This is a genomic window from Paenibacillus wynnii, assembly GCF_030812855.1.
Lineage (GTDB): Bacteria > Bacillota > Bacilli > Paenibacillales > Paenibacillaceae > Paenibacillus_AQ > Paenibacillus_AQ wynnii_A.
This window is the reverse complement of sequence record NZ_JAUSTK010000024.1, coordinates 12,976-30,572: the sequence shown is the minus strand read 5'-3', so window position 1 is coordinate 30,572 and position 17,597 is coordinate 12,976. Positions and strand designations below refer to the sequence as shown.

The window sequence follows — 17,597 nt, the reverse complement described above, 5'->3', positions numbered from 1 at the left end:
AAACGCCAAGCTGCATGAAGCAACCTGACGCCTAATAAGCTTCTTACTTTTTACTACTCCCCGTTCTCTACTAATATCGGCTCATCATATACACCTTTCAGAACCCTCCGCTTGTTCATAACTACTTCAGGCGGTTCTACAGCTGGTGCATACGGATGCAGCAACCATGACTTTACTAGATGTGTATTGGAAACCTTGTACACAGGAGGCTCCTGCTTGTGATCTATCTCCAAAGCGTAGGTGCTCCGTATCGCAAAAGCATCTCCAACCGGCGGTCTGATTAAGTCCGGCGGTGTACCTGGTATAGCAGTCAGCAAAGTTCCTTTGCTCTCCAAGCTGGGCATTGAAGCTAGTAGCCCCCAAGTGTAAGGATGCCTTGGATCATAGAAAATCTCTTCCGCAGTACCCATTTCAACAATCTGCCCGGCATACATAACCGCTACCCGATCCGCCATTCGTGCCACAACACCCAGATCATGAGTGATAAAAATAATCGCCGTATCTATTTTTTTCTGTAGTTCCTTCATTAAATCCAGAATTTGCGCCTGTATGGTTACATCTAGTGCAGTAGTCGGTTCATCTGCAATCAGCAGCTTAGGATTGGCAGCCAAGGCCATGGCGATAACCACCCGTTGGCGCATCCCTCCACTGAACTCATGTGGATATTGGTGGAACCTTTTTTCCGGAGAAGGAATGCCTACCAGGTTCAATAATTCAATCCCCCGTTTGACCGCGTCGTCATTAGAAATTTTCTCGTGTTTGAAAAGAACCTCCGTAATCTGTCTACCGACCTTCATCATCGGATTTAGTGATGTCATGGGATCCTGAAAAATCATACCGATCTCTTTACCGCGAATCTTTTGCATTTGTTTATCCGTCTTACTAATCAAATCCTGTCCGTCAAAAAGAATTTGCCCACGTTTATATTGACCTTGCGGCGTTGGAATCAACTTCATGATCGCCTGCGAGGTTACACTTTTACCAGAGCCGGATTCGCCTACAATAGCTAAGGTCTCACCCTTATCTACATGAAAGCTGACCCCGCGGATGGCTTGAACTTCCCCGCCACGTATTTTGAAAGAAATTGCTAAATCCTTTACCTCTAAAAGGTGCTCCATCCCTTCACCCTCTCAATTCTCACTGTATTTATGATAATGATTATCATTATTAATAACCACAGGGTTAATTTTAGCTAGATTATTAGGGTGGAGTCAAGATGTTTCTGAATTATTCTGTAAATCTTGCCCAACCTTGCAGTAAATTATCATGCGCCCATTGGATATGCCCTTCACTCTCATACTTGCGGGAAAAACACTCAATGAAATATATAAGATCGATATAGAGGTCATACAGCTTTTTCCGGGCACGTTCGTTAGGACTGTCAAATCTGCTGCCATACCCCTTGTAGAAAGATTCTGAATTCTCAATATACCGGAAATAATATTCCATTAAAGGATCGCCCCACAACGTCCGCTCCCAATCAATTAACGCTACAATTCTACCCTCACGTACAAATACATTCCCATCCCAAAGATCCCAATGAACAAGCCGAGGTTCTGTGACCTCATCCAATACATGAAATTGTTCCGCTAATTTTGATTCTAGAGTTTCATAGGAAATCGGCATTGGCGCTCCAAAATGTCGGGCATCATTCAGCAGGTTATTCATTAAGGTCATGAATACCTCTCTCCACGAACCTTGCGAACTGTGCACGAAGCCGTTAAATAAACCGAATTCCGATCCTTGGATCTCGTTAATCATACGATTATACTGTCCAAGCTCGAATTCAATCATTCCTTTTTCCTCAGGTGTTAGTGCAGCTTTCACTTCATCGTAAGGCTGACCATCAATAACCTCCATGAAAAAATAGTCACAAGGAAACACTTTGCGGCTATTGTCAAAGGCATATACTTCAGGAACGGGTACGGTTCCTTTAGACTTCATTAACCGCAGTGCATCGACTTCTGAAACCATAATATTATGCTCATAGCTTAATGTTTGAATTTCTTGCGTTGGAGCTACCTTCAGAATCGTTGACCTTCCATCCGACAAAAGGAGCTTGTATGCTGCATTAAAATAACCCCCTGTTAATTCCTTACTTTCCTTAATCCCTATCTGATCTCCAAAAGTAGTTCTGACTAACAGTTCCTGCTGCTGATCTGAAATTTTGGTTTTTGTCTGACTTTCCATAAATAAACTAACACCCCATTCGAAATTTATTAATAATTTTAAACAATACTTCTCCTTGGAGCCGAGAATGGTTAGAATAGGAGGAGTCACTGTTATTGGCTGTACGGATTATTCATTAGGAAGCGAGGAATCTAACTCCATGATTATCAAGCCAAGAACACGCGGATTTATATGTACAACCGCACATCCTGTGGGCTGTGCCCGTCAGGTACAGCAGCAGGTGGTATATGTACAGGCCCAACCTGAGATTAAGGGACCTACTAAGGTTCTCGTGATTGGCGCCTCTGCAGGATACGGTTTGGCTTCCAGAATTACGGCTGCCTTTGGTGCAGGTGCCAGTACTGTAGGTGTATATCGCCAAAGCGCCAGCAGCGAGAATCGAACGGCATCTGCCGGTTGGTACAATTCTGCCGCATTCGAGAAGCTGGCGCAAGACGCCGGTTTGCTGTCGTTCAGTGTAACGGGGGATGCCTTCTCTAACGAGACGAAGCAAAGAACCATCGAACTGATACGTCAGGAACTGGGTCAGGTTGATCTGGTGGTGTACAGTGTCGCATCCGGTCGGCGTATCCATCCTGTGACGGGTGAAACCTTTTCTTCAGTACTTAAACCGCTAGACAGTACTTATACCAATAAAACGGTCAATTTTCATACCGGAGAAGTAAGCATGGTGTCGATTGATCCTGCTAAGGAAGAAGAAATTACAGGTACTGTAGCTGTGATGGGTGGAGAAGACTGGCAAATGTGGATCGATGAACTTCAGCAAGCCGGCGTGCTCGCCGATCATGCAGTGACCATAGCCTATTCTTACATGGGTTCAGAGATAACTCAACCCGTTTATCGTGAGGGTACCATTGGACGGGCAAAAGACCATCTTGAAAAAACTGCCCACCATATTAACAAACAGCTGGCTTCACGCGGAGGCCGGGCATATGTGGCGGTAACAAAGGCTCTAGTGACCCAATCCAGCTCAGCAATCCCCGTAGTTCCGCTGTATATTTCCGCTTTATACAAGGTGATGAAGCAAAAGGATCTTCACGAAGGCTGTATTGAACAAGCCTATCGACTGTTCTCCGAGCACTTATATACTGCGGGTGGAACGAAGGTAGACAGCAAAGGGCGAATACGGATAGATGATTGGGAATTGCGCCCCGATGTACAGGAGGAAGTCACAAGACTGTGGGCTGAGTTGTCTACTGACAATATTAATGAGCTTACCGATCTTTCAGGCTACCGCCGCGAATTTTTCCAGCTCTTTGGCTTTGAGATCGAAGATATCGATTATGACGCGGACATAGATCCGAAAGTGAGTATTCCACATTTGCGTTAGAGATCGGAATGAAAACAAAAACTAGCCAGTCTTCAGTAATTCTGAGACTGGCTAGTTTTTTAACCCTTTACACCTTTATAGAATTAAACCCACCACATCTCGCCAAGCGGCTCTTCAATCAAAATTTGACTAAGATTGTCTACGGCTTTGGAGAATCCTTCTTCTACCGACATCAATCCGTCTTCATGCTCAATACTAACTACATAGTCATACCCTACAAGACGAAGAGCACTCATGATGTCAGCCCAAGTCTTCATATCATGACCATAACCTACAGTACGGAACTGCCAAGCGCGATCAAGCATTTTTCCATACGACTGCATATCCGTTAATCCATGCATATTCACGTTGATTGGATCAATGACTGTATCCTTCGCGTGGAAGTGGTGAATTGCCCCTTTACGACCTAATAGATGAATTGCTTGTACAGGATCAATCCCTTGCCACCACATGTGACTTGGATCCAGATTGGCACCAATGACTTCGCCTGCTGCTTCTCTAAGACGGAGCAAGGTTGCCGGAGAGTGAACGGAGAACCCGCCATGCAGCTCCAGTCCAATCTTCACATCATGCTGGGCCGCAAATGCTCCCCATTCGGTCCAGTAAGGAATAACTTTATTCTCCCACTGCCAAGTAAGAATTTCTTGATAATCATTTGGCCAAGGAGCCACAGGCCAGTTCGGATACTTAGCATTCTCGTGATCACCCGGGCAGCCGGAGAACGTATTTACTACAGGTACCCCAAGTTTCTGCGCTAATTTAACTGTATTCACGAAATCCTCGTGATCCTTGCGGGCAAGCTCCTTTTGCGGATGCAACGGATTGCCGTGACAGCTTAACGCACTGATCATCAGTCCACGGGATTCAACCGCATGTTTGAATTCCTTCAGTGCTGTCTCATTCTCCAGCAGCAGCTGGGGATTGCAATGGCTATTACCGGGATACGCCCCAGTGCCGATTTCAACTGCTTTAAGTCCTTTGGAAGCTACATAATCCAATGCATCCTCCAGCTTGCGTCCGCCAAACAATACCATAAATACTCCAAGTTTCATGGTGTGTCTCCTCTCATTTTCGTCTTAATTATCGGAAGTTCCATCGAAATAAACGGCACGGCCAGTCCGCGCTGATTCATATACAGCTTCCAATATTTGTGTAACAACAAAAGCCTGCTCAGGTTTCACAACGGGTTCCTTATCTTCTCTAACTGCTTCCAACCATAAGCGTGCTTCACGGTCAGCATCTGTTTCTTCTCCACCTGAGTAGAAAGCTACACCGCCTGCAGAAAGATCAACTTTAGTCTCATAAAGATGTCCGGCACGCTCTCCGTTCAAACGAAGTCCGTCTTTCATATCCGCTCCGCCTTCAGTACCGGCAAGAAGGGTCTTTGCTTCACCAAACTCCGAAACGTTCAGCGCCCAGCTGGACTCAAGAACAATGGTTGCTCCGTTTTCCATGGTGATGAAACCAAAAGCTGAATCCTCAACCTTGAATTTCTCCGGATCCCACGGTCCAAAGGCATTCGCTGCATTTTCTTTATGTCCAAGCTTATGGAAGACAGAACCTGTTACACTGCGAGGCTTGTAGTTATCCATCATCCATAATGTCATATCCAGTGCGTGTGTACCAATATCGATAAGCGGGCCTCCACCTTGCTTCTCTTCATCCAGGAATACGCCCCAAGTAGGAACGGCACGACGGCGAAGCGCGATGGCTCTGGCATAATAAATATCACCAAGATCTCCGCTATCGCAAAGACCTTTCAAATATTGACTATCCGTGCGGAAACGGTTCTGATAACCAATCGTTAGTTTTTTGCCGGTACGGCGTGCTGCGTCCAACATTTCTTGTGCTTGAGCCGTTGTCTTCGCCATTGGCTTCTCACACATAACATGGCAACCCGCTTCCAATGAAGCAACTGTAATTGGCGCATGGCTATCATTAGGCGTACATACATGAACGATATCGAATCCGCCTTCTTTAAGCATTTCGTTGTAATCACTATACACCTTAGAGCCCTCTGAACCGTACTTGTCAGCAGCTTCTTGTGCACGCTCTAATTCGATATCGCAAAAAGCAACCATTTCAGCATCCGTTTGACGCGATAAGCTTGGCATATGTTTCCCGGTTGCGATACCACCGCAACCGATAATAGCTATTTTCAATGTTTTAGACATGAACTTTTCCTCCTTGTTGTGCGTACTGTTTAACCCATTTCAAGCTGTCTGCAACACTCTCTAGCGGCGAACGGCTGCAATAATCCTGTTCAACGATCGCCCATTCCACGCCTGCGGCTGCAGCGGCTTCCAAGATATCGGGAAGATTAACTTCCCCTTCTCCCAACACTACCGTTTCTGCTGAACCATCCTCACGCTTCTTCATATCCTTCAAGTGAATGATCGGTAACCGTCCAGCATATTTGTTGATATATTGTATCGGGTCAAATCCGGCATAATAAACCCAACAGGTATCCATCTCTACTTGTAGCAGATCTGCCGGTACTTCTTCAAAGATACCATCAAAGGCGGTAACCTCCCCGTAGTGCTCCGTGAATTCAAAATCATGGTTATGGTAGGACAATACCGCACCGCGTGCTTTTACTTTTTCCCCAATGGTTCTCAAATCGGCAGCGACCTGCGCCCAATTGCGTTGTTCCTCTGTCAAGTAAGGAACGATCAAGTTCGTATTGCCGATAGCAAGGTTAAATGAAATTTCTTGCTCCGTATCATTCAGCAAGGCATCATAAGGGCGATGTGCTCCGATAGCAACCATTCCGGTTTCTTCCAACAACTGCTTAACTTCCTCTGCACTACGTCCGAAGAAATGATAAAATTCCACGCCACTGTAACCCATATCGGCTACCTTACGCAGCGTTCCTTCAAAGTCCTGCTCAAGCTCTGCTCTAAGTGTGTATAATTGCAAACCAATCTTCAACATTACTCAATCACTCCAATTAGTGTAATGGTTCCTGAACAAAAGAGCTGTCAGCTAAAAATACTAAAAAATTAACCTAATTTACATGGTAATATGAAAGCGTATAAAATAAAATGAATAATATGATTTTAACATGAACAATCTGATCATCTTTTCAGAGTACTCACTTTTAATTTACATTAACATACAGGAAATGAAGGAACCGCACTTTCGGGTTTTGATTCATAAATATCAAAATCTTTTACGACTTCACGAGTTCGGCCGGCTTCAAATACAGCCTCAATTAGGTTTAATACCCGTAACACTTCTGCATTCTTGACAATAGGTTCTGCTGATCCTTGTATGACTGCAGCGAAGTTATCATAGAAACTGGATGGGTGTTCATAAGCTGCAGGCAATGCTTCCGTGATTGTCGACCCTTCAGAAGGAGGAGCCATCGTTTTGGTTAATCCTACACCTGCTTGAATAGGTTTCGGCTCGATTCTCTCGACCTCATTGTTTCTCATCACCATTCTACCTTTTAAAGACCAATCTTCAATGATAGCAGAACCCTCAAGACCTTTAACATACCATCGTGGAAGCGTAATGAAATTCGTGGTTCCCACCTCAACAACAGCCGTTACACCGTTCTCAAATTGCAGAAATGCCTCGAACCCATCATCAACCTCATCGCCTAAAATAAAGCTTAAACGACCGGTTACACTGGTGATTTTGCTATCGATCATGACGATTAACTGATCTAATAAATGTACACCCCAGTCCAAAAGCATACCTCCCCCGTAGGCCTCTATACGACGCCAGTCACCCGGAATACCATTAGCTCCGTGTACTCGGGATTCGATCTGGAACAGATCACCGATTGTGTGTTGATCGTACAAGCTTTTGATAATTAGGAAATCCTCATCCCAACGTCTGTTCTGATGGACCATTAATACGCGACCCGTCTCATCAGCTACAGACATCATTTCTTCGAAATCCGCTCTGCATAGGGTCACCGGCTTCTCGCAAACGATGTGCTTTCCAGCTCTCATTGCACGAATAGCAAGATCTTTGTGGATATCATTTGGTGTGGCAATGACTAGCACATCAACTTTAGGATCATTCAACACAGCCTCATAACTCTCATAAGCGTGGTAACCGTCCTCCGTAGCAGCCGCTTGGCGTTCCGAAATAACGTCATACGCACCCACTACTTCCAGTCTTTCATTGCCTTGGATCAACTTACCGTGATAACTTCCCATACCGCCATATCCAATAATGACTACCGATTTTTTTGTAGTTTTCATGGAGTCGACTCATCCTTTTTCTGGTTTATTTTAAAGGTTACAATTTATGGAGAGAATGCTTCCGAATAGACCAATTTGGCTGAAGTGCTACTTTAGAAGCTATTTACATGGTAATCTTAATGAACATATAATAAAATGAATAATATGATACATACATGAACAATTTGGCTATTATTTTAAAAACCTAGGAGGAACCATGTCACAAGCAGCTGCCTGTCATGTTTTGTCTGCCGGATTTTCCTTTCACCGCAAGCCATTTCATATGTCACAGAGTGAAGGAATTAAAAACTATCTCCTCCGTCTTCAGACGGAAGGGCGAAGCAGAGCTTTGATTGATGGAGTTATTTCTCCCGTTGAAAGCGGAGATCTTATGCTGTTTGCCCCTAACGATCCGTATTATTTAATTATTGATAAGGAAAGCTACCCTGTAGGCAAACCCCGTATCGAAAGTGGTGATTATCACATCTTTTGCGGAGGTGAATGGGTGGAAGAGTGGTGGAGCCGTACCTCACGCCCATCTCGCATTAGCATACCTCTGAGTGACGGGTTTTTAGGCCTATTCCGTCAGCTTGTGCTTGAGCAGCGGAGATTATCCGACTTCTCTCCCGAAATTTCAGGATGTTACCTGCAAATACTATGTATGGAAATTGATCGAATCATATCCGATAAACCGGCGATATCTCCCAAAAGCTATTTGGCATCGCGGATGAAGCAATATGTTGAGGAGCACGCTGCTTTTCCATTCCGTTTGGAGGATGTGGCTGCCCATGTGGATATTTCCGTCTCGAGAGCGGTTCACCTTTTTAAAGATTCCTTCGGAACCAGTATTGTCAAATACGTAAATGATGTACGGCTTGAAATGGCCAGAGAACGAATTACTTTCAGCCCAATGCCCCTCGAGCATGTAGCAGAGACTTGCGGTTTTGCCAATTACACCTATTTTCACCGGATATTCCGGAATCGATTTGGCATGTCACCCAAGGAATTTCGAGTATTCAGCAGAGAGAGGATATAAATAGCAACGCAAGTCAAAAAATCCCCACAAAAAAGGAGCGCCATCATACGTGATTCGCTCCTTGTGTTTAATCTTATTCAGTTGCTGCTTCTTACTCGGTGTAATACGGACATGCTGTGATATCGCACCATAATCTCCATTGGATCTTCGATTGTTCGCTGAGCACCAAGTTCCGGACCGCTCGGCTTTTAGTAGAACTTTCTTTGTTTTTGTACGTGCCATTAATTTCACTCTCCTATTCAAATGTAGGTTTTTCTTTCAGTCGATCTACTCTCATCTTAACATAAAAAAGAGGTTCCCACAGCCAGTAAAAAGACACCATTTACTCCCCAAACATCTGAAACTAGACATACTATCTGCTAGGCTATGAATCCAGTATACTTACATTAAATGATAATCCTATCTTTCTAAAAATAGATTCGGAGGAAAAAACATGCAATATGAAGTTTTGTATGAAGGTGCCTTTGCCATGCTGAAGGTGAAATTGAACTCTGGTGAAAGCATCAAAGCCGAAATGGGCGCTATGGTGGCTATGTCACCTAATGTTGAATTAAGGGGTACAGTGGATGGCGGTTTAATGCGGGGACTTGGCAGAATGCTCAGTGGAGAAAAGTTTTTCTTCCAGGAACTTACGGCTACGCGAGGATCAAGTGAAGTGCTGCTGTCGCCGGGATCATTGGGGGATGTTCAGGCAGTTGAATTAGACGGATCTTATAAGCTTTATGTTCAAAAAGATGGATTTCTCGCGGGTACTCAGGGGATTCAGGTAAATACCAAGATGCAGAATTTGGCCAGAGGTTTCCTATCCGGCGAAGGATTCTTCATCGTGGAGATCAGCGGCAGCGGCACAGTCTTCCTCTCCTCCTTCGGAGCCATTCATGCGATCAACCTGGAAGCTGGAGAAGAAATGATTATTGATAATGGACATCTTGTAGCGTGGCCGGATTATATGGATTACAAAATTGAAAAGGCAGCCTCAGGCTGGCTGAACAGTTTAACTAGCGGTGAGGCCATTGTCTGCCGCTTCCGCGGTGAAGGTGTTGTACTGGTACAAAGCCGTAACCCAGGCAACTTCGGAACATGGATCAGATCATTTGTGCCTACTCGAAGCTAAGTTACTGTAACATAAGGCTAAAAAGGGTGACACGGAATTCACGTGTCACCCTTTTTATATACGACTCTAGGTTACAACTCCGCTGCTTAAGATACTGCCTTGCATTCCTTATCCTTTTTACAGCCCGTTGATTTACAGGAGTTATACGAGCCTTTGAAATCCAAACGGTGATCCGTCACCGTGAACCCGTATTCCCGCTCCAGACGGCTCTCCAAATCCACCAACCAATCATCTTTAATCTCTTCCAGCTTCCCGCATACATTACAAATCAAATGATGATGCATATGAGCCTGCTCATCACCACGCAAGTCATATCGCGCAACTCCGTCGCCAAAGTTCATTTTCTCAACGATATGAAGCTCCGTTAACAGTTCCAATGTTCGATACACTGTTGCCAATCCAAGATGAGGATAGCTATGTTTGACGATCATATAGACTTCTTCCACACTTAAATGGTCCTTCTCATTGTCCAGCAATACCTGAACAATAGCTTCTCGTTGTGATGTTAATTTATAGTTTTGTGCTGCAAACTGTTGAGCTATATGTTCTATGGGATTCATAAGCATCTCCTGCCTTCTTGTATCCAGTGATAATTAGTAATCGTTACGAAATAAGCATAACAAAATAACACCCAAATGAAAAGAGGCTGCCTACCTGCAACATTAGTCCTTACAACTTCGTTAAAGAAGAAAATAGAGGCCATCTTAACGTGCCCAATCCTACTATGAGGTGAATAAGATATGAACATTAAAAAAAGTGCAGTAACAGCGATAACAACCTTATCGATTCTCTCCTTCACACTTGGAGGCCAAATCTCCGCCGCTGGTGGCAGCTTCAACGATCTCGGTAATGTTACTGGAACCGAAAAAATCATTTCTCTGAAGGATCAGGGATTAATCAAGGGGGTAACGAATACACAGTTTCTACCCAAGAATCTAATGACCGCAGGCCAAGGAATTCAATTCATCTCAGGCGGACTTCAATTAAGCCTGGCAGCCATAGATTTCAACAAAGCCCCGATAGCGAGCGAGATCTTCAAAAAAGTAAAAGACAATGCGTGGTATGCCGAGGCTTTCATTAATGCTCACTACAATGGTGTAGACATTCCTAAAGATATTGATCCGTCCAAGACCATGACCAAGGAGCTTTTCACTGCATTATTAGTACAAGGTGTTGAAAAAGCTGGAAATCTGCCTATGATCAATATCGTGCCAGTTGAAATCTCAGACGATAGTCAATTAGATCCTTCGTATCAAGGAAGTGTTCAGCGTTCTTTGAAATACAATATTAGTACCTTGGATGCCAACAGGAAGTTTAACCCGAAAAGTGAGCTTACCCGTGCCGAAGCTGCTATAATGTTGTACAACGCCCTTGAATATTTAAAAGCTCATCCCGCTCCGGTGCAATAATAGCCGTAGTACTACAGATAGTAAAAACTCCGAAGACCACGGGTAAAAGTGGCTCTCGGAGTTTTTTCATTATTAACTAAAAGATAAAGTTTATTCAGCTTCACCGCTTAGTCTGTTTAGAAACTGCAGAGCGCGAGGGCTTTTTGGATGTACCAATACTTCCTGAGGAGTTCCTTGCTCCAAGATATGACCATTATCCATCAGGATAATCGTATCGGCGACATCCGCAGCAAACTTCATCTCATGGGTGACGATAACCATAGTCATCCCTTCAGCAGCCAGCTGCTTAATAACCTTCAGCACTTCACCGACCAATTCAGGATCAAGGGCTGATGTAGGCTCATCGAACAGCAGTACCTCCGGTTCAACAGCCATCGCTCGGGCAATACCTACCCGCTGCTGCTGTCCGCCTGACAACTGATGCGGATATGAATCTGCTTTTTCAGAAAGCCCTACCTTCTCCAGCAATGCCAGAGCGCGTTTCCGTGCATCCTCTTTAGGCAACTTCTGGACTGTGATCTGTCCCTCCATAACGTTGCCGAGTACGGTCATATGTGGGAATAGGTTGTAGGATTGAAAGACCATCCCTGTTTTTCTGCGCAGCTCCAAAACACTTTTTTGTGGAACCTTTTTAACATTTGTAAAATCGAGCTTCGTATCCCCGAGGACAATACTCCCCCGGTTGGGAACCTCCAGCAAGTTGAAACAGCGCAGCAAAGTGGTTTTACCGGAACCAGAAGGACCAATAATAACAAGTACCTTGCCATGCTCAAGCTTCAGATTAATACCTTTCAATACCTCAAGGGATCCAAATGATTTATGCAAATCATGTATCTCAATCAAGTTTATCTTCTCCTTTAACTCGCAGAGTATCGGTCAAACCGCTTCTCCAGGTAGTTTTGCAGAGTGGACAGAACGGTGCTGAATAGCAGGTAGATTACTCCCACTTCACTGTATATCAGAAGTGGTTCATAGGTCGTTGCGACAACCTGCTGTGAAGTTCTGAACATTTCTACATAAGTGATGGTTGCTGCAAGCGAGGTGTCCTTAACCAGACTAATAAAGGAGTTGGCGAGAGGCGGAATGGATACTCGCGTAGCTTGTGGCAGGATAACGCGACGCAATGCCTGTCCACGGGTCATGCCAACCGAAAAGGCAGCTTCCCATTGGCCTTTATGTATGGAAATTATAGCAGCACGTACTATTTCTGATGAATAGGCTCCTACACTAAGCGAGAATCCAATTACGGCCGCAGTAAATGGTTGCAGTATTATTCCAACGGCAGGTAAACCATAAAAAATAATAAATAGCTGAACCAATAAGGGGGTTCCTCGAATGACCCATACATAGAAACCGGCAATCAGTTTCGGAATTCTCCAAGAGGAAAGGCGAACCAGTGCAGTTAATACAGCTAGCAATAATCCAATTGCAAATGAAACGAGAGTGAGTGGAATTGTAAAAGCCACCCCGGCTTTTAGCAGGGGTAGCAATGTATCGATTAATATCTGTATTTTACGGTCATCCATTATTCAGACATCCTTTTTTGGCATGAATTATTTGGAAACGTCAGCTCCAAAATATTTCTCGGAAATTTTCAGGTATGTTCCGTCGCTCTTCATTTCAGTGATGGCATCACTCACGGCTTTGACTAATTCGTCATTACCCTTCAAGAAGACAGCTGCACTTTGTGAACCTTCAGCGATTTCATCTACCACTTTAATTTTTACATCCGGCTTTTGCTTTTTCAAGTCCAGGTAAGACAATCCGTCGTTTACTGTTGCATCAATACGTCCAGAGGTCAGTAGGTCAATTGCCTGATTGAAACCTTCAGTACCTACGATCTCAGCACCATTGTCAGTTGCAATCTTGGAAAGGTTACTGGTTAGTGATTGGCCAGCCTTCTTACCCTTCAGGTCCGCAAAGGACTTAATGTCTTCATTATCTTCGCTAACAATCAGCACGGCTTTGGAAACGATGTAAGATTCGGAGAAGTCATATTTAGCTTTGCGTTCATCCGTAATAGAAACTTCATTAAAGATAACATCGAAACGTTTAGCATCCATCCCGGCGAAGATTCCGTCCCATTGAGTTTCGAAAAACTCAGGTTCCACACCCAAACGCTTGGAAACTTCCTCAGCAATTTCAACGTCAAAGCCTGTAAGTTTACCAGCTGCATCATGGAAGGTAAATGGAGCATATGTACCTTCTGTACCGATACGCAGCTTGCCGCTGGCTTTAACAGCCTCAAGACTATTCTGATCAGCAGCAGGTGCAGTACCCTCATTCGTTGCCGCTGTTGGTTCAGCAGCCGTATTGTTATTGGCATTATTCCCGCATGCCGCTACAAATACCACGGTCAGTGCCAATAGAATCATTATACTAATCTTTTTCATTGTAAATCCCCTCTCTAATCCTTCTCTGTATGTGTGTTGTACAACCCGGTAAATTGAATAGTACACTGTCATGTTATCTCCGTCAATACTTTTTCCGATAATAATCATCGGAATTATGATGATAGAGAGTTCTATGCTTTTAGTCACCATTTATCAACCCTGTTTATCTTACCCCAAATTGGCGAATTGTCCTCTTGGAAGTTAGAGTTTTCACGGAGATACCAAAGAACAGATTTTAAAAGGGATAATTACGCTGTTTGTCACAGGACTCCGCAAATCTTAATATAGTTAAGGCTTAAGTCTCTCCCAACTCTTTACATATCGATAAGATATGGTATATTTAAAAGCACTTAAGAATTCAATATTGACCTATTTATTTCACTAGGGGAGTCTACTTGACTGAGATGGAGTTAAACCTCCGGACCCTTGGAACCTGATCTGGATCATACCAGCGGAGGGAAGTGGAACCGGACTTTCAAGTGATGCATACCTATGCAGACGAGAATTTTGGGCCCATTCATTTCCTTTGGAGATGGATGGGCCTTATTTGTTTGGAAGGGGGTTTGTCTACGAACACAATGATCTCAATCAATGATTTGTCCTACTCTTTTGATCCTCAGCAGAAGTACCCGGTTCTATCAGGATTGTCTATGAACGTTAAGCATGGAGAGTTTGTCTCCGTCATCGGTGCCAGCGGTTGTGGAAAAAGCACTCTTTTCAAGATTATTGCAGGACTGTCGGAACCCACTAGCGGTGATATCATCTGGCAAGATGCTACCTCCTCTGCAAATACCCGACTAGGGAACATTGCCTACATGCCTCAACAAGACCTTTTACTGCCCTGGAGGTCGGTATTGGACAACTGTCTTCTGCCGTGGGAAGTAACTCAGAACCGCTCAAAAGCGGAAACGATCTCACTGATACGCGAGATGCTGGAGCGCTTTGGTCTTGCAGAAGTGGAACAAGCTTACCCGAATGAATTATCGGGTGGTATGAGGCAGCGGATCGCTTTTCTAAGAACGCTTGTAACCGGAGCGGATCTTATGCTGTTGGATGAACCCTTTGGCGCTCTTGACGCTATAACTAAACGGGAAATGCACAAGTGGCTTACCGGGTTATGGGATGGACTTGCGAAGACGGTTCTATTCATTACGCATGATCTGGAGGAAGCGATTCTGCTTAGCGATCGAATCTACCTAATGTCCGGCAGTCAATCAAAAGCTCCAATGCAGGAATTTATCGTTGATTTACCGAGACCCAGACACTCTGCTATGAATTATGATCCGCGGTTTCTGAAGCTGCGGGAGGATTTGGAGAAACGACTTTATGATACTCACTCTTCTTAAACGTTATCTTAGAGATTATGGTCTTGCCCTCCTCCTTCTCCTCTTCCTACTGGTGTGTTGGGAGACCGTTGTGCGTCTGGAATGGATTCCATCGTTTATCCTTCCAGCTCCTACGTCCATTTGGATTGCTCTTGTAGAGAATCAGCGGTTGTTATTTGGGCAGCATCTGCCGGCTACTCTTCAGGAAGTATTCATAGGATTCATCCTTTCTGTTGTCTTAGGCTCGTTGTTAGGTACTGGAATGCATTTGTCCCGCAGGCTGGAAAAAGCACTATATCCTTTCATTATCATCAGTCAGACGATCCCGTTAATCGCACTCTCGCCCATCTTCATATTTTGGTTCGGTTACTCGCTGGCAGGCAAGGTTGCCGTTGTCTTCTTAACTGCATTCTTTCCAGTAGTGGTGGGTAGCTTTGATGGATTACGCAAGGGGGCCGAAGGCTACAGAGAACTATTATTAACGATGGGCGCAAGCCGACGGCACCTGCTTACAAAGATCCAGATCCCACTGGCGCTGCCTTCCTTTTTTTCCGGCTTGAAACTATCCATCGTATATTGTGTGATCGGAGCAACGATTGGCGAATGGCTCGGGGGCAGCAAGGGCCTTGGTTATTTCAGCCGCCGTATGGCCGGGAACCTGCAAAGTGATGAGATGTTCGCTGCCGTGTTCTTACTGTCTGCACTTGGCCTTGTCCTTTTTTTAATTCTAGTCCTGCTTGAGAAAATTCTATTTATGAAAAGAGGTTCCTCCAGATCATGAAGTACACCTATACCAAATTAAGAGTTTCTGTCTCCCTTTTACTACTCTGTGTCTTTCTAATTCTAAGCGGTTGTTCAACGGGGAAATCCGAGCAGCCTTTGCACCAACTTACACTTATGCTCGACTGGTATCCTAATGCCGTACATTCCTTATTTTATGCAGCGGAGAGCCAAGGATTTTTTGCTGAAGAAGGGTTGGATGTAGAAATCCGTATGCCTGCGGACGGCAATGACGGTCTGAAGCTAGTCGCGGCCAATCAAATCGATCTGGCACTCAGCTATCAACCTCAGGTACTTATGGCCCGCGCTGAGCAGATCCCGGTGCAATCCATCGCTGCCATTGTCAGACATCCTCTTAATCATCTGTTGGTTCCTGCCGATGGTGCAGTACAGCGTCCTCAAGATTTATCGGGTAAAAATATAGGCTATTCCTCCATCCCTTTATATGAAGCAATGGTGAAGACAATGATAAAGAATGATGGCGGAGATCCCAAGAGTACAAATTTGATCGATGTTGGATTTGATCTAATCCCGGCCATTTCCACAGGTAAAGTAGAGGCAATTATGGGCGGGTTTATTAATCACGAGGCGCTGATCTTGGCCAAAGAGGGTCATCCGGTGACTTCGATCCATCTGACTGATTATGGAGTCCCGGATTATTATGAACTGGTGCTTGTCGCCAGTGAACAAGGGCTGCAGAACAACAAAACGTATTTGAAAAAATTCATGACAGCCATCACCAAAGGCCAGCAGTATGTGCAAGACCACCCGGATGAAGCCCTCTCGATCCTGCTCAAGCATGAGGATGCAACCTCACCACTGGATAAGGACATTGAGCAACAAAGCTTGCAAATCCTATTGCCGCTTATGGATGCGGGTGATCAGACTTTTGGTTATCAGGACCCGGAATCTTGGGAGAATGTTCACCAATGGCTTTATGAGAACCAGCTTCTCAATACAGATGTGAAAACCGAAGAAGCTTTTATTAACTTATAACAACATAACCCAGGGAGGAATTAAAATGACTTATCTAGCCAAGGTACGCCTGCAAAATCCGCTTGTTCACAACATTACTAACATTGTAGTAACCAACTTTACGGCTAACGGCCTGCTTGCTCTGGGGGCATCCCCATTTATGGCTGATGCGCATGAGGAAGTACAGGATGTAGCTAAAATGTCCGGTGCTGTTGTCCTTAACATCGGCACTCTTAATGACCATACGATTCAATCTATGCTGCTGGCCGGACAATCAGCCAATGCACACGGAGTTCCTGTGGTACTTGACCCCGTAGGCGCAGGTGCAACGGCTTACCGCACAGACGTTACCCAAGCGTTGACTAGTCAAATTCAACTTGCTGCCCTTCGGGGGAATGTAGCTGAAGTTGCGAACGTAGTTGGCGAGAGCTGGTCCAGTAAAGGTGTAGATGCCGGTGAAGGTGAAGGCGACGTAGTAGCTTTGGCTGAAAAAGCTGCACGAAAGCTCGATTGCACAGTCATTATTACGGGAAAAGAAGACGTCATTTCTGATGGAAATAGTACATATATCGTTAGCAATGGACATCCCATACTAACAAAGGTTACGGGCACAGGCTGCTTACTCACGTCAGTGGTCGGCGCTTTTCTGGCTGTAAGTAATGGGAACTTCCTAGAAGCTTCGGTCGAGGCGGTTTCTTTCTACGGAATTGCCGCTGAAATAGCTGCACGAATGACGGCCCATCAAGGACCCGGTAGCTTCCAGGTGGAGTTCCTGAATCAATTGGCGCTTGTCTCGCCTGAGATATTCAAGGAAATGTCCCAGATTAAGAAGCTCGCTTAATTTCACTC

The 17,597-nt window shown here is 44.7% G+C and carries 18 protein-coding genes and 1 riboswitch; of the genes, 8 read left to right on the top strand and 10 right to left on the bottom strand.

Annotation, left to right across the window (positions count from 1 at the left end; translation table 11 throughout):
• Positions 1-53 precede the first annotated feature (53 nt).
• Together J2T20_RS19270 and J2T20_RS19265 are read right to left on the bottom strand one after the other, a co-directional pair.
• Positions 54-1,118 (bottom strand): ABC transporter ATP-binding protein, encoded by a 1,065-nt coding sequence (locus tag J2T20_RS19270; protein WP_307590962.1) that lies wholly within the window; start codon positions 1,116-1,118, stop codon positions 54-56.
• 109 nt (positions 1,119-1,227) lie between these two features.
• Positions 1,228-2,190: a phosphotransferase family protein gene (locus tag J2T20_RS19265; RefSeq protein ID WP_307590961.1), complete on the bottom strand. Its 963-nt coding sequence runs from the start codon at positions 2,188-2,190 to the stop codon at positions 1,228-1,230.
• A 139-nt stretch (positions 2,191-2,329) separates the two neighbouring features.
• Between J2T20_RS19265 and fabV the strand changes: the two genes are divergently transcribed.
• Complete coding sequence (gene fabV / locus J2T20_RS19260; protein ID WP_307591013.1) at positions 2,330-3,520, top strand: enoyl-ACP reductase FabV; 1,191 nt, start codon at positions 2,330-2,332, stop codon at positions 3,518-3,520.
• A gap of 83 nt (positions 3,521-3,603) precedes the next feature.
• On the opposite strand, the gene J2T20_RS19255 is transcribed toward fabV, so the two are convergent.
• From J2T20_RS19255 to J2T20_RS19240, 4 genes are all read right to left on the bottom strand, one after another.
• Positions 3,604-4,572: a sugar phosphate isomerase/epimerase family protein gene (locus J2T20_RS19255; RefSeq protein ID WP_307590960.1), complete on the bottom strand. Its 969-nt coding sequence runs from the start codon at positions 4,570-4,572 to the stop codon at positions 3,604-3,606.
• A gap of 24 nt (positions 4,573-4,596) precedes the next feature.
• Positions 4,597-5,694, bottom strand: a complete 1,098-nt coding sequence (locus J2T20_RS19250; RefSeq protein WP_307590959.1) for a Gfo/Idh/MocA family protein — start codon at positions 5,692-5,694, stop codon at positions 4,597-4,599.
• A complete protein-coding gene (locus J2T20_RS19245; protein WP_307590958.1) occupies positions 5,687-6,454 on the bottom strand; it encodes a sugar phosphate isomerase/epimerase family protein in 768 nt (255 codons plus the stop codon). The genes J2T20_RS19250 and J2T20_RS19245 overlap by 8 nt, the downstream gene beginning before the upstream one ends.
• Before the next feature lie 176 nt (positions 6,455-6,630).
• The gene (locus J2T20_RS19240; RefSeq protein ID WP_307590957.1) at positions 6,631-7,737 is read right to left on the bottom strand and encodes a Gfo/Idh/MocA family protein; all 1,107 of its coding nucleotides are present in this window, start codon (positions 7,735-7,737) and stop codon (positions 6,631-6,633) included.
• A gap of 196 nt (positions 7,738-7,933) precedes the next feature.
• Between J2T20_RS19240 and J2T20_RS19235 the strand changes: the two genes are divergently transcribed.
• Positions 7,934-8,752, top strand: a complete 819-nt coding sequence (locus tag J2T20_RS19235) for a helix-turn-helix domain-containing protein (protein ID WP_307590956.1) — start codon at positions 7,934-7,936, stop codon at positions 8,750-8,752.
• A gap of 433 nt (positions 8,753-9,185) precedes the next feature.
• Entirely contained in the window at positions 9,186-9,866 is a 681-nt protein-coding gene (locus J2T20_RS19230; protein ID WP_307590955.1) for a TIGR00266 family protein, read from the top strand.
• 86 nt (positions 9,867-9,952) lie between these two features.
• Here J2T20_RS19230 and J2T20_RS19225 read toward each other — a convergent pair whose 3' ends face one another.
• Complete coding sequence (locus J2T20_RS19225) at positions 9,953-10,426, bottom strand: Fur family transcriptional regulator (protein ID WP_307590954.1); 474 nt, start codon at positions 10,424-10,426, stop codon at positions 9,953-9,955.
• A gap of 180 nt (positions 10,427-10,606) precedes the next feature.
• Between J2T20_RS19225 and J2T20_RS19220 the strand changes: the two genes are divergently transcribed.
• Entirely contained in the window at positions 10,607-11,275 is a 669-nt protein-coding gene (locus tag J2T20_RS19220) for an S-layer homology domain-containing protein (protein WP_307590953.1), read from the top strand.
• Between the two features lie 90 nt (positions 11,276-11,365).
• On the opposite strand, the gene J2T20_RS19215 is transcribed toward J2T20_RS19220, so the two are convergent.
• Genes J2T20_RS19215 through J2T20_RS19205 form a run of 3 tightly spaced genes read right to left on the bottom strand, consistent with a single transcriptional unit; the run spans position 11,366 to position 13,668 of the window.
• Entirely contained in the window at positions 11,366-12,118 is a 753-nt protein-coding gene (locus J2T20_RS19215) for an amino acid ABC transporter ATP-binding protein (protein ID WP_307590952.1), read from the bottom strand.
• Positions 12,119-12,132: 14 nt separating this feature from the next.
• Entirely contained in the window at positions 12,133-12,801 is a 669-nt protein-coding gene (locus J2T20_RS19210; RefSeq protein ID WP_307590951.1) for an amino acid ABC transporter permease, read from the bottom strand.
• A 27-nt stretch (positions 12,802-12,828) separates the two neighbouring features.
• On the bottom strand, positions 12,829-13,668 hold the full coding sequence (locus J2T20_RS19205; protein ID WP_307590950.1) for an amino acid ABC transporter substrate-binding protein: 840 nt from the start codon (positions 13,666-13,668) through the stop codon (positions 12,829-12,831).
• A gap of 373 nt (positions 13,669-14,041) precedes the next feature.
• A riboswitch (TPP riboswitch) is annotated at positions 14,042-14,145 on the top strand.
• 86 nt (positions 14,146-14,231) lie between these two features.
• On the opposite strand from J2T20_RS19205, the gene J2T20_RS19200 reads away from it, so the two are divergent.
• The 4 genes from J2T20_RS19200 to thiM are packed head-to-tail and all read left to right on the top strand — an operon-like array spanning position 14,232 to position 17,589.
• The gene (locus tag J2T20_RS19200; protein ID WP_307590949.1) at positions 14,232-15,014 is read left to right on the top strand and encodes an ABC transporter ATP-binding protein; all 783 of its coding nucleotides are present in this window, start codon (positions 14,232-14,234) and stop codon (positions 15,012-15,014) included.
• The gene (locus J2T20_RS19195) at positions 14,995-15,774 is read left to right on the top strand and encodes an ABC transporter permease (RefSeq protein ID WP_307590948.1); all 780 of its coding nucleotides are present in this window, start codon (positions 14,995-14,997) and stop codon (positions 15,772-15,774) included. The genes J2T20_RS19200 and J2T20_RS19195 overlap by 20 nt, the downstream gene beginning before the upstream one ends.
• The gene (locus J2T20_RS19190; protein ID WP_307590947.1) at positions 15,771-16,769 is read left to right on the top strand and encodes an ABC transporter substrate-binding protein; all 999 of its coding nucleotides are present in this window, start codon (positions 15,771-15,773) and stop codon (positions 16,767-16,769) included. The genes J2T20_RS19195 and J2T20_RS19190 overlap by 4 nt, the downstream gene beginning before the upstream one ends.
• A 19-nt stretch (positions 16,770-16,788) precedes the next feature.
• Complete coding sequence (gene thiM, locus J2T20_RS19185; RefSeq protein ID WP_307591012.1) at positions 16,789-17,589, top strand: hydroxyethylthiazole kinase; 801 nt, start codon at positions 16,789-16,791, stop codon at positions 17,587-17,589.
• Positions 17,590-17,597 lie beyond the last annotated feature (8 nt).